This is a genomic window from Psychrobacter sp. 1Y6 (assembly GCF_052258385.2).
In the GTDB taxonomy this organism is placed as follows: Bacteria; Pseudomonadota; Gammaproteobacteria; order Pseudomonadales; family Moraxellaceae; genus Psychrobacter.
Genome location: NZ_JBQQEW020000001.1, coordinates 630,517 through 654,862, shown reverse-complemented (window position 1 = coordinate 654,862; position 24,346 = coordinate 630,517). Strand labels below are relative to the sequence as shown.

At 42.3% G+C, this 24,346-nt stretch carries 19 protein-coding genes; 7 read left to right on the top strand and 12 right to left on the bottom strand.

The features are described from left to right. Nucleotides 1-125: 125 nt before the first annotated feature. Nucleotides 126-5,840 carry a beta strand repeat-containing protein gene (locus ACTXGF_RS16390; RefSeq protein WP_443534559.1) on the bottom strand — a complete coding sequence of 1,905 codons (5,715 nt, stop codon included), beginning with the start codon at nt 5,838-5,840 and terminating at the stop codon, nt 126-128. Nucleotides 5,841-6,324: 484 nt separating this feature from the next. Between ACTXGF_RS16390 and rpmB the strand changes: the two genes are divergently transcribed. Then, the gene (rpmB, locus tag ACTXGF_RS16385) at nt 6,325-6,561 is read left to right on the top strand and encodes a 50S ribosomal protein L28 (protein WP_057761372.1); all 237 of its coding nucleotides are present in this window, start codon (nt 6,325-6,327) and stop codon (nt 6,559-6,561) included. Nucleotides 6,562-6,689: 128 nt separating this feature from the next. Beyond that, on the top strand, nt 6,690-6,845 hold the full coding sequence (gene rpmG / locus ACTXGF_RS16380; protein ID WP_010201403.1) for a 50S ribosomal protein L33: 156 nt from the start codon (nt 6,690-6,692) through the stop codon (nt 6,843-6,845). Nucleotides 6,846-7,030: 185 nt separating this feature from the next. Here rpmG and ACTXGF_RS16375 read toward each other — a convergent pair whose 3' ends face one another. The 11 genes from ACTXGF_RS16375 to ispH all read right to left on the bottom strand — a co-directional run bounded on the left by ACTXGF_RS16375 (nt 7,031) and on the right by ispH (nt 17,280). Continuing rightward, on the bottom strand, nt 7,031-7,342 hold the full coding sequence (locus ACTXGF_RS16375; protein WP_443534561.1) for a hypothetical protein: 312 nt from the start codon (nt 7,340-7,342) through the stop codon (nt 7,031-7,033). Nucleotides 7,343-7,563: 221 nt separating this feature from the next. Beyond that, nucleotides 7,564-7,875 (bottom strand): hypothetical protein, encoded by a 312-nt coding sequence (locus tag ACTXGF_RS16370; RefSeq protein WP_057761376.1) that lies wholly within the window; start codon nt 7,873-7,875, stop codon nt 7,564-7,566. A gap of 143 nt (nt 7,876-8,018) precedes the next feature. Continuing rightward, entirely contained in the window at nt 8,019-8,417 is a 399-nt protein-coding gene (locus ACTXGF_RS16365; RefSeq protein ID WP_443534563.1) for a hypothetical protein, read from the bottom strand. A gap of 104 nt (nt 8,418-8,521) precedes the next feature. Further along, nucleotides 8,522-9,211, bottom strand: coding sequence for a ribulose-phosphate 3-epimerase (gene rpe, locus ACTXGF_RS16360; protein ID WP_443534565.1), 690 nt, complete (start codon nt 9,209-9,211; stop codon nt 8,522-8,524). Between the two features lie 114 nt (nt 9,212-9,325). Beyond that, complete coding sequence (locus ACTXGF_RS16355; protein WP_443534663.1) at nt 9,326-9,607, bottom strand: TIGR03643 family protein; 282 nt, start codon at nt 9,605-9,607, stop codon at nt 9,326-9,328. A gap of 229 nt (nt 9,608-9,836) precedes the next feature. Beyond that, nucleotides 9,837-10,727, bottom strand: a complete 891-nt coding sequence (gene fghA / locus ACTXGF_RS16350) for an S-formylglutathione hydrolase (RefSeq protein WP_443534566.1) — start codon at nt 10,725-10,727, stop codon at nt 9,837-9,839. Nucleotides 10,728-10,847: 120 nt separating this feature from the next. Continuing rightward, entirely contained in the window at nt 10,848-12,329 is a 1,482-nt protein-coding gene (locus ACTXGF_RS16345) for a C13 family peptidase (protein ID WP_443534568.1), read from the bottom strand. Nucleotides 12,330-12,649: 320 nt separating this feature from the next. Continuing rightward, on the bottom strand, nt 12,650-14,611 hold the full coding sequence (gene htpG / locus ACTXGF_RS16340) for a molecular chaperone HtpG (RefSeq protein WP_443534570.1): 1,962 nt from the start codon (nt 14,609-14,611) through the stop codon (nt 12,650-12,652). Between the two features lie 534 nt (nt 14,612-15,145). Continuing rightward, entirely contained in the window at nt 15,146-15,961 is an 816-nt protein-coding gene (locus ACTXGF_RS16335) for a thioesterase family protein (RefSeq protein WP_443534572.1), read from the bottom strand. 54 nt (nt 15,962-16,015) lie between these two features. After that, entirely contained in the window at nt 16,016-16,264 is a 249-nt protein-coding gene (locus ACTXGF_RS16330; protein ID WP_394124861.1) for a hypothetical protein, read from the bottom strand. 59 nt (nt 16,265-16,323) lie between these two features. Beyond that, the gene (gene ispH / locus ACTXGF_RS16325; RefSeq protein ID WP_057761392.1) at nt 16,324-17,280 is read right to left on the bottom strand and encodes a 4-hydroxy-3-methylbut-2-enyl diphosphate reductase; all 957 of its coding nucleotides are present in this window, start codon (nt 17,278-17,280) and stop codon (nt 16,324-16,326) included. A gap of 373 nt (nt 17,281-17,653) precedes the next feature. On the opposite strand from ispH, the gene gmk reads away from it, so the two are divergent. From gmk to ACTXGF_RS16300, 5 genes are all read left to right on the top strand, one after another. Continuing rightward, nucleotides 17,654-18,280: a guanylate kinase gene (gene gmk / locus ACTXGF_RS16320; protein WP_443534575.1), complete on the top strand. Its 627-nt coding sequence runs from the start codon at nt 17,654-17,656 to the stop codon at nt 18,278-18,280. Nucleotides 18,281-18,444: 164 nt separating this feature from the next. Further along, the gene (gene rpoZ / locus ACTXGF_RS16315; protein ID WP_057761396.1) at nt 18,445-18,705 is read left to right on the top strand and encodes a DNA-directed RNA polymerase subunit omega; all 261 of its coding nucleotides are present in this window, start codon (nt 18,445-18,447) and stop codon (nt 18,703-18,705) included. Between the two features lie 339 nt (nt 18,706-19,044). After that, nucleotides 19,045-21,243 carry a RelA/SpoT family protein gene (locus ACTXGF_RS16310; protein WP_057761397.1) on the top strand — a complete coding sequence of 733 codons (2,199 nt, stop codon included), beginning with the start codon at nt 19,045-19,047 and terminating at the stop codon, nt 21,241-21,243. 114 nt (nt 21,244-21,357) lie between these two features. Continuing rightward, the gene (locus ACTXGF_RS16305) at nt 21,358-21,738 is read left to right on the top strand and encodes a RidA family protein (RefSeq protein ID WP_057761400.1); all 381 of its coding nucleotides are present in this window, start codon (nt 21,358-21,360) and stop codon (nt 21,736-21,738) included. Nucleotides 21,739-21,913: 175 nt separating this feature from the next. Next, the gene (locus tag ACTXGF_RS16300; RefSeq protein ID WP_443534578.1) at nt 21,914-24,202 is read left to right on the top strand and encodes a primosomal protein N'; all 2,289 of its coding nucleotides are present in this window, start codon (nt 21,914-21,916) and stop codon (nt 24,200-24,202) included. Nucleotides 24,203-24,346: the final 144 nt, after the last annotated feature.

Sequence of the window (24,346 nt, the reverse complement as noted above, 5' to 3'; positions counted from 1 at the left end):
AACACTTTGCTGAGCGAGTTGGTTGTTTTTAGTTATTTAAGGGGGTTTGATTGTTTGAAAGATAAAGCAAAAACCCCTGACACGTGGTCAGGGGTTCGAAAATCTAAAATTAAAATAATAATCTTCTATTCGACCTTGATGGCTCTGGAGAAATCAAATCCATTGCGAACAACAGTGACTGTAGACCCCATAGAAAATGCTTGATTGAAATCTACAATATAGCTATTAAAGTCTGTACTTGTCATATTGCTTGACACTCCATTAATCGAAACTGCATAAGGTGTTTGACCAGTTATATAAGGAGATAGAGTTACTTTAGTAGTATTTTTTTGATCATTAATCATAATACTCATATTATCTACACAAGTAGCTCCACCTGTACCAAACGGGCTAGCATTATCGATCCAAGGCGTTATTAAGCTGTTGCCACTGATGTTCAAATCGCTGTCTAACGACGGTAGTCTATAATTAACACTTTGAGTGCTTTCGCTTCCGTTTAAGGAAGTAGAGGCATCAAAACGAACTTTCACCCAGTTGGAATAGCGTAGAGGGTAGCGAATCTCAAAGTCTGCCCGTCCTTCTGCATTAGTAATAAAGGTATAACCGTCATCTGACACTGTGCCGCCGATAATAGCTACTGGATTAATAGCTTCCAGAATACCATTATTATTTCTATCCTCATCCAAGATGGGATCACTGTCTAAAGTAAAGTTGTAATTTGAATCTTCAGTAGGTAAGAATCCAAATTCCTGTGGTATTGATACAGCAACTTTTTCAGACTTTGTAAGTGGCTTTGGTGTTGTCGTGCCAATAATATCACCTTGCTCATTGCGCTCTATTTCGTCCGCTTTTTGATAAGTGACTGTGCTATCAAGTAAGCAGTATCTACCTTGAGCATATTCTGTAGCATAAGACTGAATAGACACTTCTTTGTTAGGAACCGCACGCCCTGAGCCGTCGACTACAGATATTGATACGCGTTTTGTATAATAAATAGTATCGGAAGATACGACGTTGCTAAAGGCTAGTGTTGTGTACACCGCATCTTGTGAAACTGTGATAGTCGTAGTTTTATCCGGTACGTTAAAAGTAGCATCTAGTAGACTGGCATTAATAACGACACCGCCGATAGGAGAACTTGCATTAGCTTGGTATACAACGCGTGCTTGACCTTTACTATCAGTTATTGCTGTAGCAGCCGATAAGCGACCTGCTGAAGAGTCTGACGTACGGCTAAATACTACAGTTTGACCTTCGACTGGTATATCATTTATGTCTTTTACCGTTGCAATGACTTCAGTACTGCTACCTGGAGTAATGACAGACCTTATAGCTTGAAAGATGATTTTTGCAGGTGTAGTTGCCCTAAATCGAGTATCAACTGTTGTCTGATATTTAAGACTACCCGTAGTACCTGTAGCAAATATACCAAGTACCTTAGCTTTGAGTACTGCTGTACCTGCTAACTCAGACGTTAGTTTCACAGGGACTGTAATTATATAGCCATTTGCAGCTATATCAGTAGCTCTGATTTTTCTTGTGAAGATGACACTATTGTTGCCACTGCCATTATTAAACTTCCCAATAGTCGTTTGCACTTCAATAGTTTCACCAATCAGACTTTGTGCTAATTCTGGACTATCAGCACGAATTTGGACATTGATAGTTTGCTGCTCATTTACATCATAGACATCTTCAATATCAATAAAGCTTATACCTGCTTGAGAAACTTTGATCAGATCTAGACTGTTTAAACTACGTTGAGTATTTACTCTATTTTCTCCGAAGGCAAGGGCATATATACGTAAGTTACCGTTATCGTCAAATGACAGTGCACTTTCACTAAGAGTAAAGCTAGCGTTGCCATCTGCATCAGTTGTCGTAGGGGCGCTAGTAATAACATCACCATTCTCGTTTACTAGTTCGATACCAGCATTGGCAATAGAACGTCCTGCCCCGTCTATTAAAGTAGCACTAATGACTGTTGAAGCATTGTCCTTCAAGTTAGTCTCTGTAGCCGTAAGGGTCATTGCTGTACCAATTGCTGATAAGCTCAAAGACTTCTCTTCGCGCACTTGCATACTGACATTACCATCTACGTCATATTGTGGCGTGACGATTTTGGCATTGATTACAACACTATGATTGAGGCGTGCATTTGTAGAATTGGCAGCTAGGATGATACCAACATCTATCTGACCACTAGCGTCAGTTGTTACCATGCTTGGCGTGGTCAAGGCTGCACCACTTGCTTCTAAGTTTTCAATACTCAGCTGTATTGGCACTCCTGATAAAACACCACCATTACTATCTGTCACTCGGAAGGTCGCATTAGTCTGATCACCACCAGTATTCAAAGTAGACTTATCAGAAGACGCTATTAGCTGATAGCTATCGATCGTAGCGGTATCTACTGCAACGATATAGTTTTGTACTAATGAAGTGTTTTCAGCAGTGGTCGTGGTCGCTGTTAATCGAATCCCAGCTTCTAGCGTTGCTTGATTAACATTAGCACCATCTTCAAGAGTTAAGTTAAAGGTAGCTACGCCATCACTGTTGGTAGTAGCAGTACCATTCGAGATACTGACACCCGTTTTTATAGGATCATCAACGTTCAAAGTAACTTGACGATTGGCAATAGCACCGTCTGTATTTTCTAAACGAACAAATACTTTGAAGGTATCACCTTTGGTATTGACGACTTTATTTGCACCAATAGTAAGACTTTCAGTCGTACCAGTTGGCACAGTAGTACGGACAGTACTCGTCTGCGTTACAATATTTCCACTACTATCAGCTGCCGATAATGCCACCACAAAGCTTTTGCCTAACGCGGTCTTTTGAGCATCAGTTAAGCTATTCGGTACTGCCAAAGTAAATACTGCTTTGCCTGAATCATCAGTAGTTTGATTGCCACCTGACACTAAGGTAACCCCTTGACTTGCAATAGAGGCTGGTAATGCAAGAAACACTTTTTGTCCAGCAACGATATTACCTTTACTGTCTCTTGCTGTTACCTCAACCTGTGTTTCGCCGCCATTCAAGTTCAAGGCATTTACTGGATTAGCGATTAGAGAAATGGCCGATGTCATCGATTGGACTTTAAGTTTGACTTGCTGCTGTTTGCTAGTTAATGTTTCTGTCAGAGTAGCTGTCAATACTTGTTTGCTGAGCGCTTCTTTTTGCTTATCACTTAAGTTGTTTGGAACTACAACGTTAAAGCTAACCAAACCATTAGTATCTGTACTAGCAGTGATATTTGATGACCCAAGCTGACCATTTATTATTAACAGACTTGCTAGTTCAGGGTTGTTAAATACCAATTTCACTGTTTGATTGGCGACTTGCTCACCAGATGACTGATTATTTAACTGTGCTTGGATAGTAGCCGTACTACCCACATTGTTTAAGATATATCCTGCTTGATTATCAATGTTATTGGTAGCATTCAAGATACTTAAACTAACGCTAGGCGTAGTTATTTTTACTTTCTGTATTTCTGACTTATAAGAAACATTGTTTTCAGCATAAGTTAGCTGATAGTTGATACCAGTGCTCTTTAAATCTGCTCGTTGCGCCGATGTCAAACCTTCAGGCACATTAATAGCAAAAATCGCCTCACCATTAAAATCTGTAGTCGCTGTAGTTTGAGTGGCTGTGACACCGTACTCTAATGCTTTTGCACCTAGCTGGATAGTGACCGCTTTGTCTCTGACTGGCTGAGCACTACTCGCTTTAGTAGTTAATTTCACACCGATGTTGCCGCTGCCGCCCAATTCGCTAACTTCTGGAGTTGTGATAGAAGCAAACTGTATACTCGTTGCTGGCTGTTCAACTTTTACTGTCTGAATAATTTTGGATTGAGTACCATCTTCATCAGTCAATACTGCCGTGTAGGCAATACCTGTTTTTATTAGTTGATCACGCTGTGCTTGTGTTAGGTTTTGACTGATACGAACTGTAAACTCTGCCACACCACTGCTGTTTGTGGTTTGTTCGTTACCTTGAATAGTAATACCTGTAGCAAATCCTTCATTAATGACAAGCTTGACTGTACGACCGACTGCAGCACTACCATCTTTACGCTTACCTAAGATTTGTAATTTGAACTCTTCATCTAAGACACTCGCAACTGCAGGTACACTTTGCGCAGTTAATGTAATATCGCTTTGTCCGATGTCGGAGCCGATACGAATACTTTCACTACTGGTAGTGCTTGGCACTCCTGATACTTCTGTTATATTTGCAGACAATGCAAAACTACCTGCCTTTTCGATCTGTGCTTTTTGTGACACAGTTAAATTATTAGGTACTCGCACCGTATAGCTGACTTCACCTTTCGCATTAGTGGTTTGTTCTGAGTTATTTTCTAAAGTTAATAGACCTGCAGCAGCCAGACTTGCTGGTAAACTTGCTATTACTTTTTGTCCTTCCACTACACCACCGCGGCTATCATTAACGCGGAAGCTAATGACTGCACTGCCACCTGAGCTTGATAGCTCTTTCTTATTGCTTTCATTAAAGTTTATTTTGTATTTCGCAGTTGGAACAATGACTACGCTAGAAGGACTTGCTGTTGACGTAGAACGGTTTGGTTCTGTGAGTAAAATAGTATAGCTAATACCTTTTTCTGCAAGCTCTTGACGTTCAGTAGCGCTCAATGTTGGCGATATAGTTAATGCCACAGTCGCTTGACCATTAGTATCTAATGTCAACTGTTTACTCGCTAGGCTAACCCCTTTAGAGGCATTATTTAGCTTGATTGTTGCCTTTGCACCAGCAATCTGAGTAGACACATTCGTATTTTTAGGTGAAGCAGTGATGGTCAGCTGCTGTGTATCCCCATAAGCACTAAGCTGCGTTGAGTTTCCTGAAACTTTTAGATCGTAGTCTTGAACAGGTAATGCAACAGCTAGCTTGCCAGATACAAGCTTAGTAGCTCCACTGCTTTCTTGGATATTGATAGCATAAACAATACCTTGTAGCAATTTATTACGAGTCGCTTCAGGTAAGTTACTATCGATCTTGAGATTAAAAGTAGCGATGCCTTTCGAATCAGTTGTTTGACTAGCAGCGTCGACAGAGACACCGTCTGTCTGATCCAGACCAAGACCGACCTCGACATCAGGAACCAGTGCACCTTTTTCATTTTTCAGCTGTACACTTATAACTGCTGTATCGCCATAAGGGTTAAGTTTATTATTGGAGACAGAGCTCGTATCAAGACTTTGAGTAACGCTCAGTTTACTTTCAACAACTTGAGTGCCATCTCCACTACCTTGTCTACTAACGGAGACTTTCAGCTCCTGCGGTGCAACAGCTGTCCCATCTGCTTTATTAGCAGTGGCCATTAAGGTAAAGCCGTTTGCGATTAACGCCTCTTTGTCTGCGACTGCCTGTGGGTTTAGCTTTAGTGTATATACTGCATTACCATCACTATCAGTCACTTGAGTGCTCTGACCTTCGATAGTGATACCGTTGGTTTCGGAGCTCACTACCTTTAATGTAACTGCTTTGCCAACCATCGCACCACCTGAGCCTACTTCGGCAGCTTTGACTGTAACATTAAAGATAGCCTGCTCATCAGATAACTCGATGATAGTAGGTGATGTACTGAGTTTCTGTAAGAAAAAATCAGGCTCAGCATCTGGTACTTGTTCACCGCCGTCACTCCCACTACCATCCGTTCCAGGCTGCGTAACTCCCAAATCAGGTGCCGGTGCAACAGAGTCTACGGTGTCACCATCACCGCCTCCACCACAACCTGCTAATGCTAATGCGCAAGTCAAAGAAGTGAGCTGAAACAACTTAGAAGTAAGGGGTAGAGAGCTGTATGACATGTTTTGACTCCGCATGAGCAGTAATTTATCTGAGCAAATAAGCAAAAAATCATTACCCAGAATCAAAAGAGATTGGTAATGATACATAGATTTACAGTAATACTGGTGTATTAACAGATTGTATTAAATATATAACAGCAACTTTACTGACTTTTGTTATAACTTACAACTAAAAATTAATCTTTACTATTAAACAATCAACAACATAGAGCGCTCATTTCAGGGTATAATAGCCCTCCTTTAATTCGACAGTTATTATAAAAATATTTGAGTATTCATCTGTTTTATGGTATAAATGTCGGCTTTAAAATTTTCTGAATTGGTCAGCCTGTTATTTGCCTTTAGATAGCAGCAAAACCAGCTCAACCTTCATATAGTTTTGTTTGGTGCAAAGCTGCCGCTTGCTGTGTCCATGCCGCAAAAACGTGCAACTTGCCCAGACTGGTATGAGAAAAACTCATACCTCATAGATTAGGAGTTCGCCATGTCTCGAGTTTGCCAAGTGACTGGAAAGCGCCCTATGGTGGGTAATAATGTTTCGCATGCAAACAACAAAACCCGTCGTCGCTTTCTACCAAACCTTCACAACCATCGTTTTTGGGTAGAGTCTGAAAACCGCTTTGTACGTCTACGTGTGTCTACCAAAGGTATGCGCATCATTGACAAACTTGGTATCGATAAAGTGTTAGCGGATCTACGCGCACAAGGTCAAAAAGTTTAAGTTAAAAATAGCAGCTGGGTGATGACTCTCATCATTTAGGCTGCTGTTTTGCTACATTAATTGTGGCAACTCATTCTTTGAGACACATACCTATCGTTTGAAGACCCCTCATTTACAGGAAAGCTATCATGAGAGATAAAATTAAATTAGTATCAACAGCTGGTACTGGGTATTACTACACCACTACTAAAAACAAGCGCACTATGCCTGGCAAAATGGAAATCAAAAAGTTTGATCCAAAAGTACGCCAGCATGTGATCTTTAAAGAAGCTAAAATCAAATAATCTCCATCATTTGTAGAAGGCATTTTTATAAATACTTTCTATAAAGAAGTTGTTTGAACAAAAAAAGGGTTTATCAATTGATAAACCCTTTTTTTATGGCTGTAGCTTCATGTTGCTAAGCTATATCTTCAAGTATTCGCTTTGACTGGTATTCGCTTTAACTGGAGCTCAAAAATAACCAAAGATTAGCTGTAGTGCGTTGGTTCTTTATCATATACATGCGCATGCCACTTGCTCATTTGCTTTTGCATAATGACCTGAATCGCAGCATGAATCATGTGTTGACCAATGACTTGAGTGTCGCTACCAAGTAGCTCTTTTAGCTTGTCAGAAAAATCGATAGTCATCAGCGGCGCTTCGTCTTGGTCAGCATCACGCAACAACAGTCTACCATCATCTGCTTCCACCAACTCTAACGTGGTTTCTTTGGCAAATCCTGCAAACTGATCGCTACTCTCGTTATCTACTTCTATATCATTATCGATATCGTATGGCATTAATGTGTTCCTTATTATCCCGTTTAGTACTGGTAGAGAAACTGGTCATTGCAAAGCAGTCATTTCTTAAAAATAAACTCATTCGGCAAATCTATCGTCTTACAGTAACGCGGGTAAATCTGTCTTACTCATACAATGGACGCTTTAACACTCGAATTCAAGGGCTGTCACATAAGTCTTCGCTATAAAAGCAAACTTGAATGCCATATCGTTTGTATACATTAGTGCCAATAACGCAACTTTCCTAATGTAAATAAGAAGGCCACAAACATTCCAAGGTAATAAACCAGCTTTAGCTCAAGGCTAGGATCACGATACTTAAATGGCAGTGCAACGGTGGCCGTCGCAGTGGGCAATATCAGCAGCATAAGCAACCAATTCTCAATGACATTTAGCCAACCTTGCAAGTCGGTTCCGTGACGTAATGACGCCAATCCCATTAATAAACAAGCGATAATTAAGCTGGTAAATAAGCCATTTGGTAAGTCTTTAGGATAGATAATTTTAGCAATACTGGCTGGTACGATTCTCATATAAAATTCCAGTCATGCTTGTAGAACATGGCTTAATGATTAAAAATATAAAATATTACGATACTGTATAGGCGTGAATAAACAATATAGATGCGAATAAACGATACAGGCGCGGAAAAGCATTATATCTGCAGCTAAACAACTTAACTGTAAGTGCCCATCAGCCATAGCATCGATATACAAGAAGTCAAATAGCCCAAACTAATCGCATTCCAACTCTCAATATGCAGACCTTTAACTTTATTAAGTATGCGAGAACCTACCCAAAAGAACAGCGGAATGCCTAGCATAAATGCAGGCACAATGACTGCAGCATGACGCAGCACGGTTTCAACATCATCACCTACCATCAGGCGAAAGCCATAACCTGCCAAACTAAGTACAAGTGCAAACATCGCTAAGCCAATGGTAATACCTCTAGGCACCAAGCTGCGCTGCGGTGTTTCACTTTCAAGTGATTGCTTAGCCTGCTGATTCAACGTCTCATGAGAACTTGCCTGCACAGAAGGTTCTGTTGAACTGCTAGAATTGTGTGTGTCCATATTTCACCTTTACGTGACTGACCGTTATATAGTCATAAGTTATACAGCACATCTTAATATTATTATTGTATGGCTAATAGCGTTTATTAACCATACAACACTCGCTAGCTGTTGTTGGCTAATAGCAACTCTGCGCGCATCTCATCAATAGCCGCTTTATAGTCTTTTTGGTTGAATATCGCAGAACCCGCAACGAACATATCAGCGCCCGCTTCAGCAATCGCACGTATATTACTGGCTTTGATACCACCATCAACTTCCAATCGAATATCTCGACCACTAGTAATAATACGCTGACGTACCTGACGGACTTTATCTAAAGTACTATCGATAAACGATTGTCCACCATAGCCTGGGTTTACACTCATTAATAAAATCTGATCTACTTTGTCCATGACGTAATCAAGATAGTGTAATGGTGTCGCTGGATTCAATACCAAGCCACACTCCGCACCGCCATCTTTGATCAACTGAAGTGAGCGATCGATATGAGCGCTGGCTTCTGGATGAAAGGTAATGATACTAGCACCCGCTTCCAAAAACTGCTCAATCATACTATCGACAGGTGAAACCATCAGATGCACATCAATTGGCGCTTCAACACCATAGTCACGCAGTGCCTTACAAATCATGCTACCAAACGTCAAATTGGGTACGTAATGGTTGTCCATTACATCAAAATGAATGACATCGGCACCTGACTCTAGTACCTTCTCCACTTCTTCGCCCAACCGCGCGAAATCAGCTGAGAGTATCGACGGTGCAATAAGATAAGGTTTAGCAGGACTATTCATAATTGAGCTACCTAATTCATGTTTATATAAGATATTGATAAATTAAAAAGAAAATTTCAAGCGGCTCACATATGCTGAGAGCCTTTTATATAATGATGTTAAATACTTAATGGTTTAGCGCTGCTTATATTGAGTTTTACAATAAGCACGGCCAACTTCGAAAGAGCGCTTTGCATCATGTTTGGTGGCGCGATTGCTTACTCTCTGACGCCATAAGCGAAAAGATGACGGCTTTAGCTCTTGGCGCATGAGTTTGATAACCCCAGTCTCATCGAGACCATAGCTATGCTCTATAGCCCCAAATGGCGTTCTATCTTCCCATGCCATCTCTATCACGCGAGATATTTGCACATCATCAAGTACTCTATCGCCAGCGTCGTTGACAGTTTTTGCAATCAGCTCGTCTGACTTAGCTTGAGAAACTTCACCATTATAATCATTGCTACGTTGTTTGTTTTGTAGAGCAGCATCCATATCAGCTTGCATAGTCGCTTTTGTAGAGCTCGTATCTGCTGACTTATTCTTTGAATTAGAAGCTGTCAAATCCTGATAACTTGCCATAAAAATCACCTTCTGAGCATGAATGGAATAGCGAAAAATGTATCACGGTCGTCTAAAAGACATCTTAGCTCATTTGAGCCATATGCCAATGATGTTCGATATGATCATTAATCACCGTTTGGATAAAATAATAGCTGTGGTCATGCCCCGCTTGGTAGCGTAATGTTAAGGGCTGTTTGGCTTTTGCACAAGCGTCTTGTAGTTTAGAAGTCTGTAGCTGACCTTCTGCTAAGAAGTTATCAGCCGCGCCTTGATCAACCAAAATGCTCGAATACTGCTGACCGACCTTTTCAATCATCTGTGAGGCATCCGCTTGCGCCCATAGAGCCTTATCATCACCGAAGTACTCTGTATAGGCAGCTTGCCCCCATGCAGACTCACTCGCCGCACATACTGGCGATAAAGCCGATACGCTGACAAACTTGCTTGGGAACTTAAACCCTAGCAATAACGCACCATGACCACCCATTGAGTGTCCTGTGACACCGATGCTGTGAATGGGAAACTCTGAACGTAGTAAGTCATATAGCTCATCGACGATGTAGCTTTGCATGTTAAAGTTGTCTGACCACGGCGCTTGGGTCGCGTCAACGTAATAGCTTGCACCTTGACCGACAAAATAGCGATCGTCGTTTGGTACATCACTGTCTTCACTACTTCTAGGCGAAGTATCAGGTGCGATAAGTATCATACCAAGCTCGCTGCATTTTTGCTGAAAATGCGCTTTATGAGTGACGTTATCGGCATTACATGTCAAACCTGATAAATACAATATCGCAGGACAACGTCGTCCAGCCAAAGCTTCATCAGGTAGATAAATACTAAACGTCATAGAGGTTTTGGTAGATGTCGACTCGTGACTATAATAATGCTGCTCACCGTTAAAGCAACGATTCACACTTTTTTGGGTAAGCTGTTTATTGGTAGATAAACTATGACTATAGGAATTTTGCATGAGTGATATCCTTTTATTCAAAATAGAACCAATGACGATGTTTAATAAATACTCATCATCTAATAGTAAATCTGATATTGGCATTTATTAAATGCTAAATCATACTTTGTATGTATTCAGCTATTTAGCAGCTATCTCTACTTCGTCTACCGACAGATTAGTAGCGCTGTCAGGTAAAATATTAACTGTTGTAGAAGTAGCATTATTTGTAATACTAGCAACAGATGGGCGTGCCTTATCAAACAATACTTGCTCAAATGCAGGCAATGCCGTCTCCATTAAGCTACCAATCACCATTTGCGGCTCTGATGGCTCAAAGCCCATGGCGCTCTCACGCTCATTGACTCGTATACTGGCATCCTTAAAAGCCGACTCAAAACTGGTATTCCCTCGTAGACTTTCAGCAAAAAACGCTTGGCCAAAATAGGTCATCTCAGCTGTGTTGGTGCAGCCAAACGATGCTTTGTCAGCAGCTGATGCAGTAATCACTACCGTGGTTGGCGATGCCAATTCGTCAATAAACGAACCTGAGTAACAGGCAGACACCACAATCACACGCCAGCGGATACCAGATGCGTCTAGCGCGTCACGCAACCATGTAGCATCTAAATTATCCATCGCAAGCGGTGGATTTGCCAACTGAACGATATCTTGGTTACCATGTGAAGACAACGTCAGGAACAATACATCTTCATCAGCGTTCATCTGCTGACCGATTTTCTTTAAGCCGCGCAAAATACTGGTCTTAGTAGCAATTGGTTCGTCTAACCAACTATAAGTATTGTTAATCAGCGATAGTGAATGCCCGCTAGTACCAAAGCGTACATCAAACAGCTCGCGCACCTTGTTAATCTCAGAGCGAAAGACGTTTTGATCAGAGAATCCTGCGACTCCCATAAAGTACCAGTCGGTTTTGCCATCGATACTTGGGTCTATACTATCCAATGCTTGCTGTAATAGACGTGGCTGCTGATACAGTGCCGCCTCTTCTAATACAGGCTCTACAGGTATTTGCTTAAAGATCGGCTGATCTGCAACATTACGCTGCCAAATGGTCAGCAACGCTACCGCGCCAACCAATACAATGATTCGCTCCCACCATGGTATACGCAGACGTCGGGAAAATATCCAAAGTAACGCTAGCGTTTGCCATAAGAACAATACTAAAAACAGTACTGGTAAGAACGAATAACTCCAATTTGGCAACCAACCATAGCTACCAAAAAACTGCACCAAGCTCTGTAATAGGGCTGACAATGTATCAGCGACCAACCATAGTACTACTGGTACAAATACCAAGGCTTGGTTACTGGCTCGCCGAGCCAAAATGATACCACCAAGCAAAATGATCATCGGCCAGATCAAATAACTGACCAATCCTTGCTCATTAAATATGCTGCCACTTTCAGCAGCTAACCATGAAAACAAGACATTACTACCAAGCGCCAATAGTGCAAATACGGCAAACTGTACAAAAGTGGGTTTAACCCAAGAAAAAGCCCGTGTTGAGCCAACCAGCATCCACAAAGTTGCAATAATATTGGCAGCGAAATTGAGCGAAAAACGCTGAAGCGAGACGGTTTTTAACGACGTAAGTGACAAAGACTTAGACCTCTAGCCAGTCGAGAAAAATAAAATGACTCAATGATAATTATCTTAATGTAACAGCCGCGCGGTGCAATCAATTGACGATTTTTTGTACAGCATGCAGACATCGATTTATATTGAATTCACGATGGAGTGATTATAGAAGACGACTAGCATTGCCTAATATTTTAGCTCGCTAATCTATCGCGATTGTAACGGATTGTCGGTTAAGAGGATAAGGCTGATTTGTAAAATTCACTCAAATTTGGCTAAAAATTCAAATAAAAAAGGAGGCCTCTTATATAAAGCCTCCCTTTTTTACTCATTACTAGACATTATCTCATCAATAGTTCATTGACGCGTTTTAGATAAGCGGCTGGATCGTCTAGCTGACCACCATCTGCCAATAACGCTTGATCAAAGATCACTTGCGCCAGATCATCAAACTGCTCACTGCTCTCAAGCTTTTTGATGAGTGGATGTTCAGGGTTTACTTCTAGCGTTGGCTTACTTGCTGGTACGTCCTGACCCATTTGCTGTAGCATCTGAATCATTTGTGGTGATAGCTCACCTTCACCAACAACCAAGCAAGCTGGACTATCGACTAAACGCGTCGATACTTTGACGTCTTTAGCACGTTCGCCCAATGCAGCCTTTAGTTTATCAACAACAGGCTTTAGCGTTTCTTGGGCTTTCTCTGCTTCCGCTTTTTCTGCTTCATCTTGCAAGTCGCCTAGGTCTACTGCGCCTTTGGCGATGTTTTGCAGCGGTGTCTCATCGAATGAGGTCAAGAAGTTCATTGCCCATTCATCCACACGGCTAGTCATCAAGATAACTTCGATGCCTTTTTTCTTGAATAGCTCAAGTTGCGGGCTGTTTTTCGCAGCGGCTAGATTATCAGCTGTAAGGTAGTAGATGGCTTTTTGGCCATCTTTCATACGGCCTTTATAGTCTTCAAAGCTCGTCACTAGACCGTCTTGCGTGCTGGTGGCATAACGTAATAGCTTAGCAATACGTTCTTGATTACCTGCGTCTTCGCCTAGACCTTCCTTGATAACATCACCAAACTCTGCATAGAACTGGGCAAACTTCTCTTGCTTATCATTGTCTTCGCTATTAGCAAGGCTTGCGAGTAAGGTTAAGATACGGCGAGCGTTACCATCACGGATAGATTTTACATCACGTGACTCTTGTAGTAGCTCACGGCTCACGTTCAATGGCAGGTCTGCTGAATCGATCACACCTTTCACAAAACGCAAATACATCGGTAGCAATTGCTCAGCTTCGTCCATGATAAAGACGCGCTTCACATAAAGCTTTAGACCATGCTGCTGCTCACGAGTGTATAGATCGACTGGCGCTTTTTTAGGGATATATAGTAGCTGCGTATACTGTACGCGACCCTCTACACGGTTATGCGTCCAAGTAAGCGGCGCATCCATGTCATAAGAAATATTCTTATAAAAATCGACATACTCATCATCTTCAATTTCAGAGCTAGAACGCGTCCATAGTGCACTGGCTTTATTTATTGTTTCCCACTCATCAGTGAGTACCATCTCGCCACTAGCAGGCGTGTCGTCGTTCTCGTCTTCTTTTACATCTTCTTGCCAAATCTCTTTACGCATCTGAATCGGCAAGCTGATATGGTCAGAGTACTTATTAACCAAGCGCTTGATTTTGCTGCGATCTAAGTAGTTATCTTCGCCTTCGCTATATTCTTCTTTTAGATGCAAAGTAATCGCCGTACCACGCGTGTCTTTGGTAATAGGCTCAACAGTAAAACTACCAGTACCATCTGATACCCAGCGCACGCCTTTATCAGCAGGCTCGCCCGCTTTACGTGATTCGACACTGATGGTATCAGCCACGATAAAACCTGAGTAAAAACCAACACCGAACTGACCAATCAATTGACCGTCTTGTTTCTGTGATTCAGACAATTTGTCTAAAAATGCTTTGGTGCCTGATTTAGCAATCGTACCTAAGTTTTCGATTGCATCGGCTTCGTTCATACCAATACCATTGTCGGTAAAGGTAATAGTTTTGGCAGCTTCATCGACGGCGATGCGGATTTTTAATTCGCCATCATCTTCATAAAGGCTATCATCATTTGTGCCTTCAAAGCGCAACTTATCACAAGCATCCGACGCATTAGATACCAACTCGCGGACAAAAATATCAGCGTTAGAATATAGTGAATGCGTTACCAAATGCAGTAACTGCGCCACTTCCGCTTCAAACGTATGTTTTTTTAATTCTGGATTCAGACCTTCAGCTTGAGTTGCTTCACTCATAAAAACTCCTTTAAATTCTATGAAAGACCTATTATCAGATAACGATACACTCACTAAAGCCGCTCTCATAATGTTAGAGAACTTGCCGTATGCAATATCGTTAAACTGTCTATACTAATAGGGGCAACGAAAAAAAATTCAAGCTCAAAAGCCCTATTCAATAAAAAACACCGCGCTTGTTTATCAAGGCGGTGTTCTGGTATCAGTTATTTGTTTGCTTAGTTTTTACTTACTTCGTCATTTAATTGCTCAGTTATTTTCTGATATAGCAATCAACGCGCAAACGATAGCGACTATTCTGAATATGCTTCTATCAATATATCCCAGAGAGTCGTCAGCTTTTTTGAAAATTGCGTATGGGTTTTCATAGTAACCTCTATGTCGATTAACATCGGCTTGTTAGTAATATTATCTTTTTAGTAATATTGTCTTGTTAGCTACTATTAAAACTATTCCCCTACTATTTGTATAATTAATTGATTACAACGTACCGTTTTATTTTTCAAAACTATAAAATGATTAACTCTTAGCTTTTTAACGTGGCATCGGACGAATAGTAAGGATTTGCTCACTACGACCAAAAGGCCCGTATACATCGTGCAATACCGCACTGGTCAATCCGATACCATCATCGCCATATTGTTGTACAGCCTCGATACCTAGCCAGCGACCTTTTGGCGAGCGATGCATATGGATTTGCAAATCAGTATTGGGAAACATCCATTCTAACTTAGACAAACCAAGACCCAATCTTGGTACAACACCGTTGGCAGTATCGACCATACCTAACAGATGCACCAAATCATCAGTCGGCTCGCCTTCAATCATGTCGAGATCATTGGTAATCCATACCATACCGCGACCAGCACGACGGTCTTCTGTTGCTACTAGACGTACGCTCTCAATAAAACCGCCCGGCCAGCCTTTCATGCCTTCCCAAACTGGCAACTCTTCAGGTTTGTATTCTGCTGGTTGATCTTCAAGTCCGGCAATCTCGCTGGTATCTTGGGTAATCAGTCGCCACGCTCTTGCAATGATAGCATCGCGACCACGGCTACTCATGACCGCTTCGACCAGCTCAATAGTCTTGCCTGGTCGGATACAGCGAGTAGTAATAGTAAAATTGTCAAGCGGTATTAGCCCCAAGATATCGAGGCTCACACGTGCGATACGGGTATTAGGTTGTGGCGCGAAGCTGTTAATCTCGGCTGTTAATAGGCCTGTTGCTGGCGCCATGTGCTGCTCATGCTCATTCCAAGCACCTTGAGCATGCTTGGTTGGCTGATAATGCGCCACACTGACACCGTCTTCTTGTAATTCTCGTTTAATAAATTTGTAATAAGCAGTCATAGCTATCCTATATTTGGTACTTTCATCTGTATTTTTTATTTAGGCTTGTACTTTCTATTTATGGATAAGCTCTTGTTTTCTTAGCGTGAGAATCCGGCGAGCTTTTTGTATGAAAAATAATAAACAGATCATGACTACTGCGAGCATTGCGTAGAAAAAGCTTTTATCTGCCATAAACTTCATAATATTCATAAACAATACGAAAACCACTGCTGCCATCACTAGCATATTGAGTTTTAGTTGCTTGTTGACTTCAGCGAGCGTGGCCTCTGCCAATACAAATCTGGCTTTTGGTTCTTTCATGCGACCTTATCCATATCAATGATTGTTCATACAAATATAAATACAAACACGAATATTAGTTACTTACCAACCTGAGTGACAGGAATCCGCAATGCTTTCGGCAGACTAAACGTCACATTTTCTTCAATACCAGATAGCTCACTAGGTAGATCGCCACCCCAGTCTTGCAGCTGTTGCAATACTTCTTGGATCAACACTTCGGGCGCGGATGCGCCAGCGGTCACGCCTATACTCTGCACACCATCTAACCAACGCTTATCCATCTCACTGGCGTTATCGATGAGATAAGCTCGGCAATTCATACGCTCAGCCAGCTCACGTAAGCGATTGGAGTTTGATGAGTTTGGCGAACCAACTACCAAGACTACTTCACAGCGACTGGCCAAATCTTTTACCGCATCTTGGCGGTTTTGAGTGGCGTAGCAAATGTCGTCTTTGCGAGGGCCTTGGATACTAGGAAATTTTTCACGCAGCGCATCGATGACGCGCGCAGTATCATCCATCGACAAGGTTGTCTGAGTCACAAATGCCAAGCGTTCGGCATCTTGGACAGTCAATGCGGCCACATCACCTTCATCTTCGACCAGATGAATCTGCCCACCATGGCGACGATTGAAGCGCCCCATAGTGCCTTCGACTTCTGGATGTCCTGCATGTCCTATTAACACTGCATCCATCCCATCTTGCGCAAACTTTGCCACTTCGATATGTACTTTAGTCACTAACGGGCATGTTGCATCAAACACCGTCAAATCTCGGCGCTCAGCTTCATCTTCGACTGCTTTAGAAACCCCATGAGCGGAGAAAATAACGATAGAGCCGTCTGGTACTTCATGAAGCTCTTCAACGAATACCGCACCACGATTGGCCAAGTCTGACACCACAAACTTATTATGCACAACTTCATGACGGACATAAATGGGCGGCTCAAAACGTGTCAATGCTTCATTAACAATCGCAATTGCACGGTCCACACCAGCACAAAATCCACGGGGATTGGCAAGATAAATTTGCATAAAAAGGCCTATCATTGGATAATTTATAGTTAAAACGTATTTTTGAATTTTTTATTCAAAAGTTAGGGTGAAATCAATGCTCTACTTTAGCATAATTTGCTTTTATCGCTCTCTAAAATAGCTGTCTACTCATAGCAATATTTTGTGGGCAAATCTCAGCATACTTACGACAGATTGCAAAACCAGCTTTAACTTGTATAAAAGCAGTTTATAATAATGCATCTATTATAATTTCTATCGCCATACATGATGGCGTTTTTTATTTTTTCCAGTCTTTGTTTTTGACTGAGGCACTGCTTAACTTTTTATCAACACGCATTTATTACGATACATTTTACGAGTTACTAAGACACTTTCTATTAGGATAAATTGTATGACAGGTTCATTATTCATTGTTACCGCCGCTTCAGGTACTGGCAAGACCTCACTGGTCAAGCAGTTGCTTGCTACCACCAATGACTTAACGGTCAGTGTCTCACATACGACTCGCACACCGCGTCCAGGTGAGATTGATGGTCAGCACTATCATTTCACGGATACTGATAGTTTTACCAATGGTATCAATGCGGGTCTATTTCTAGAGCATGCTGAAGTATTTGGTAACTATTATGGCACATCAGAGGAAAGTGTCCGTACCCAGCTAGCGGCGGGTATCGACGTTATTTTGGAGATTGACTGGCAAGGCGCGACGCAAATCAGAAATATCTTTCCAGATGCCGTTATGGTTTTTATTCTACCACCCAGCATTGCGACATTACGTCAACGCCTCTCAACCCGCGCGCAGGATTCTGTAGAAGTTATAGAGCGCCGTCTAGCTGGCGCGGTCACCGAAATGGCACAATATGTGAATGCTGACTATGTAGTGATCAATGATAATTTTGACGTAGCCTTAGCTGAGCTAAAAGCCATCATCGTGGCCGACAGGCAGACACTTAGTCGTCAGCAGCAGCGCTATCATCGCACGATTAGCAACTTGCTAAACACTCAGGTAGAAGAGTAAACTACGCACAAGCAGCTAATCTCGTAAGTAGATATAAAAAGCAACTACGCGACTTGGCAAAAAATGCTATAATATTTAGCTATCCCCCTTTATATTTTTGATATTATTTTTATTGAGTGGCGGGCAAGGTCCGTTACTAATAAAAACAACCGAGGTAGCTATTTATGGCACGAGTGACGATTGAAGATTGTTTGGATAATGTTGATAATCGCTTTGAGCTAATTTTGGTCGCAAGCAAACGCGCCCGTCAATTGGCCAAAGGTATTGCCGAGCCGTTGGTTGACGTTGATAACGACAAGCCTACAGTATTGGCACTACGTGAAATTGCCGCTGGCAAAATCACACGCGACATCCTAAATCAGCCAGAGCATAATTTTGCTACTAGCTCATTAGATTTAGCATTGTCAGGCGACCACAGCTTCTAATAGGCTGTTTTGATAAGATGTATTTTATAGAGCCAATAGCGTTTTTGTAAAATAAATACACATCTTGATCAACTATAGAGACCACAGCATAGGCTGTGGTTTTTTGGTTGTGATAATAATGTATTGGCTATTTTGGTCACCATTTATCCCCAAAATAGACCACTGAGTAAAATTTTTTCATCGCCCACACGCTTATCAGTTGACATTGAAAGCGATTTGCGATTAATTAGATAATGGCGTACTCATCCTTAAGTTTTATATGGTAGGTCATTATTTAGCCTCCATTTGCTTCGGCAAATGGCCCAACAAGTAGGTCATGGAAAATAGGATCATCATTTTATGAGTCAAACCCTACCCAAACTCAGTCATCACCTTGTCGATGATGCTCAATATAATTTACTACGTTCGGTAGGTTATCTCACTGCTGCTGAGCGCCGTGATATTGTTGATGCTTGTGAGTTCGGAGATATTGCGCACATTAAAGACAAGCGCAAATCAGGGGAACCTTATATCACGCATCCAATCGCTGTCGCCGAGATACTAGCGGGCTTTCGCTTAGATCGAGATACCATCATTGCAGCAATTCTGCATGATACGGTCGAAGATACCGAAGTCAGTGATGAGCAAATCAAGCAGCGTTATGGTGAAATTGTATCAAGACTGGTCGATGGTGTGACCAAACTAAAGTCATCTTCACATAACAAGCAGCAGAATAAAGCGGCCACCTTTCATAAAATTCTGACCGCAACCCTCGCTGACCCACGTGTACTTATTATCAAGCTTGCTGACCGTCTACATAATATGTCTACGCTTGATGCGGTACGGCCTGAGAAGCAGCGCACCACAGCTCAAGAAACCTTAGATTTTTATGTGCCATTTGCCCGATTAATGGGTCTGAATGATATTGCTGACTATATCGAAGTATTGTGTTATCGCAATTTAGACTCTGATATGTACAACAAGCTGTCCGATAAACTGCTACAGCATGGGCTTGGACGTAACTTTCAAAGAGAGTCCATTCATCGTTATTTAAGCATCGTGCTAAACAACTTGGATCTCAATGGTCTGGTCAAAGTATTAGACAATCGCGTGGTGATATATCGTCAGTTTTTCCGCAATCGCGGTGAGATTAATGCGCTATTGCGTCACTACGCGTTTGAAATCGTCCTCGACAATATCGAAGCATGTGACAAGCTGGCCTATTATTTGATCAAAAAATATCAGATTGATGATACCCATATTGCGGATAATATTCGTCGTCCGCTACCAGGCGGTAACCAATCCCTGACTCTCATCTATGAGCGTGACAATGATGTGGTAAAAGTCACTATATTGACTAAGCAAATGCAGAGCGCTGCAAGACTTGGTGTTATTGGCGCTGAACATGCGTCTGATGTTAGTCAGTCAGTTATCCAAGCGTCATTACGCAATATGAAAGATTTGGTCGATGAAGACAACCTGAATGAAAACAGTCCTGATTTCTCAGCAGCAGTCTCTACCATTAATGAGCTGATGGATTATCTGCACTCTAGTAAAATTATTTGCTACAGTCCCCAAGGGCGTGCTTACGAGCTTCCACAGGGTGCAACAGCGCTAGATTTTGCCTACGCGGTCGGGCCTATGATTGGTAACGTTGCCGTTGGTGCAAATATCGATGGTAAAGCTGCAAAGCTTGGCACCGTGGTAAAAAATGGACAGTCCGTTGAGATAGAAGTGAATAGCCACTCAGAACCAAAAGCGGAGTGGTTAGGATTTGTAGTGACTAACAAAGCTCGTGAAGAGATTTTACGTTGGTTTAAAGATTTATCTGTCGCTGACAAACAACACCATGGCAGGCAAGCATTGGATCGTGCGCTCAGAACGCATCAGAAAAGTTTTGATGATTTGACGGATGCTGATTGGAAAGACCTGACTGAATGGCGCGGTCTGACAGAAAAAGATGCGTTATTTGAACAAATAAGCTCAGGTACGCTACTTCCTCAGTTAGTTGTGACACGTTTGTTTAGCGATGAGCTGAGCGATCTACAGGCAAAAGTACATAGCGACGACATGACCCAACCGCAACAGCTGATTGCAAATGCTGCTGGCGTCGAGCTTGATTTTGCCAATTGCTGTCATCCGATATATGGCGATCCTATCGTAGGCCATTTATCACGTCATGGTTTGGTCGTTCATCGTCATAAGTGCTTCTCACTGGACGATATCCGCAAAGACAATCCTTATCAGGTGATCCAGTTACGTTGGCGCAATGACAATGCGGTCAAACAAGGTGATATAGGCGAGCATGACCTAAAAAACAGCGGCAAGATTCGTTTTCCTGCTTATTTAAAGCTCTCTATTGCGCTTAGTGACGAGCAAATCAGTGAAGTTATTTATCACTTACGCCAGCTCAATATGGGTGTTGAAACCGTTGATGTTCGTAATACTGACACTATCATTCATATCGTGGTACGTAGCCGCAACCACTTAGCACAGGGTATCCGTGAACTACGCTCGCTGCTAGGTTTCCCTAACATTATACGGTTATATCAATTATAATAAGCGCATTTGCTGATTTGCATTACTGATACAGTCGTGTATGCAAATAGCTAAAATAGAACTGCTATTCTAGTAGCAATGAATCACTCACATAAAATATAAAAGGGACATCCTATGACTCGTCAAACCATCCAAACTGATAAAGCACCTGCAGCAGTCGGCACCTATTCTCAAGCCGTAAAAGTCGGCAATACTGTCTATATCTCAGGTCAGCTTGGTTTTGATCCTGACACGATGGAGCTAAGAGAAGGTTTTAAAGCACAGGCTGAGCAAGTATTTGAAAATATCAAAGCTATCTGTGAAGCAGCTGGTGGCAGTCTAAATGACGTGGTCAAATTCAACGTATCTTTGACTGACTTGAGTGATTTTGCTGTCTTGAACGAAGTGTTTGTTGCCAATCTAAGCGAGCCATACCCTGCCCGTGCTGCCGTCCAAGTAGCTGCTCTACCTAAAGGTGGTGTGGTAGAAATTGAGTCTATTCTTTATATAGAATAAGATAATATTTGATGCTTAGTATTAGGTGCTAGTTGTTAAGCGCTCATTATTAAGTGCTAATTTTAGCAACAGCCTATAAGTCATATCACCATAAGCTTAGCGTCATGCTAAGCTTATTGGTCTCCGTTCTATTATTCTGATTTTATATTCACCTAATAAGACTGCGAAGCCGTTTATGTTGGTACAAGTTGCTCTGCCCGTTCCCCTTTATCGGGTGTTTGACTATAGCTTACCAGCTGATATGCTTGCTTTGCCAGACAGTGCGATACCGCAAATCGGCAGCCGTGTCGAGGTTCCATTTGGTCGTCAGACTCTGATTGGTATTGTGATTGCTCATATTTCACAAGCCGATAGCAGCGTACCTGCTAACAAGATCAAACCTATTAATAAATGTCTAGATGCTGAGCCTATTTTGGACTCGGACATGCTCAAGCTTGCCTACTGGTTGGCACGCTATTACCACTATCCACTTGGCGATGTGTTAGCAGTTATCCTGCCAAGCCTTGTTCGTCAAGGCAAACCGTTAGACTTGCTGATTACCCATTGGCGAATTTTGCCTCATATCACTGATGATGATTTTCGAGCCAATGCTAAGAAACAAAAGCAGCAGTTCGATATGCTAAAGCTACATGGTCAGCACGGCGCCAGTGAAGATGTATTGCTACTAGAAGGGATGCAACGAGCCTTTTTAAAGACGCTAGAAGATAAAGGGCTAGTCGAGCGCTATATTCAGCCAAAACAAGCACCTACTCCAGTCAAACTGGCAAAAATGCCACTTGATCTCAATGATGAGCAGAAACTTGCTGTCGACGCTATTCTTGCTGCACACGAATCCGATACTTATACTGGTTTTTTGCTCAATGGTATTACTGGTAGTGGTAAAACCGAAGTCTATCTGCAAGCGATGCAAGCTGTACTAGAGGCTGGTAAACAGGTTCTTATTTTAGTACCAGAGATTGGACTAACGCCGCAAACGCGGGCAAGATTTGCCAGTCGGTTTGCTGCCCATATTGTGCTATTGCACTCTGGTATGACCAACACTCATCGCTTACAAGGTTGGCAAGACTGCCGCACGGGGCATGCACAAATCGTAATCGGTACACGTTCGGCTGTGCTATATCCTTTTGCAAACTTAGGCTTGATTGTTGTTGATGAGGCGCATGATGGCTCGTATAAGCAACAAGACACATTGCGTTATCATGCTGCTGATGTCGCTCTCTATCGAGGTTTGCAGTACAAAATCCCAGTGATACTTGGTACTGCCACACCTTCTCTTGAGCATTTAAAACTGGTCGATGATGGCAAGCTATCAGAATACCAACTGCTTACTCGTCCGGGTAATGCCAAGCCTGCAACCATGCAGCTGATCGATGCTCGCTTGCAAAGTACCCATCAACAAGCCCAAGATGACGGTGCGCGCTATGATACAGGGCTGACGGATGCCATGATCGGGGCGATACGGCAAACGCTAGAAGCTGGTGATCAAGTACTAATATTTTTGAATCGTCGTGGCTATGCGCCTGTTCTCTTATGCGAGGCTTGTGGCTGGCAAGCAGATTGTCCGCGCTGTGACGCGCACCTGACCGTTCACTATAACGGCCAATCCCAGCGAAACAGTTATTCAAGCAACTCTTATTTGAAATGCCATCATTGCGATTGGCAAGCCTATATCCCTACCGTATGCCCTGATTGTGGCAGTCAAAATCTAGACGCCAAAGGCATGGGAACGACAAGGCTCAGCGAAAATCTACACGCAATCTTTGCTAATCCTCAAACCAGCAAAGAGCTCTATCCGATTATTCAAATAGACCGTGATACCACAAGACGTAAAGACAGCTGGGAAAATATTTACGAGCAAATTAATAAAGGCAACCCTGCTATCTTGGTCGGTACGCAGATGGTCGCCAAAGGACATCACTTCCCCAACGTTACATTGGTTTGCTTACCCAATGCTGATCGCGGATTTTTATCAGCAGACTTTCGCTCACCAGAGCATACCGCACAGCTTATGATTCAGGTAGCTGGCCGTGCTGGTCGAGGTGACAAAGCTGGCCGCGTATTGATTCAAACGTTGCAACCTGATAACGAGTTACTATTAAAACTGGTCAAAGACGGCTACTTGTCATTTGCACGCGAGCTACTGCAAGAGCGTCAAATGATGGGCTTGCCTCCTCATCGACATGCTGCATTGATACGCTGTGAAGGCAAAACATTAGCAGCTACTACTCAAGCGCTCAAGGATGCTATTGCGCATTTGCCGAATGCTCATAACCTCGCTGTTCTCGGTCCTATTGATGCGCCCATGAGTAAAAAGAACAGCCGCTACCATGCACAGCTTTTGCTACTGGCTAAAGATCGTCGTCAATTGCATCATGTGTTAGAACAGTGGTGGCAACCAGTGCTTGCCCTGCCAAGCGCTAAATACCTTAAGCTTACTTTGGACATTGATCCTGTCGGTTGGTAGTTCTCACGCAGCTCTCAACAAATGGGTGCATATCTTTCTACTCATCTCCTCATCTCCTCATCATGTTTACTTCGTCGTTACAGCTTCTCATGCTTGGCTATGTTAAATTTATAACCATCAAATGGTATGCGGAAAAGGCTCTAC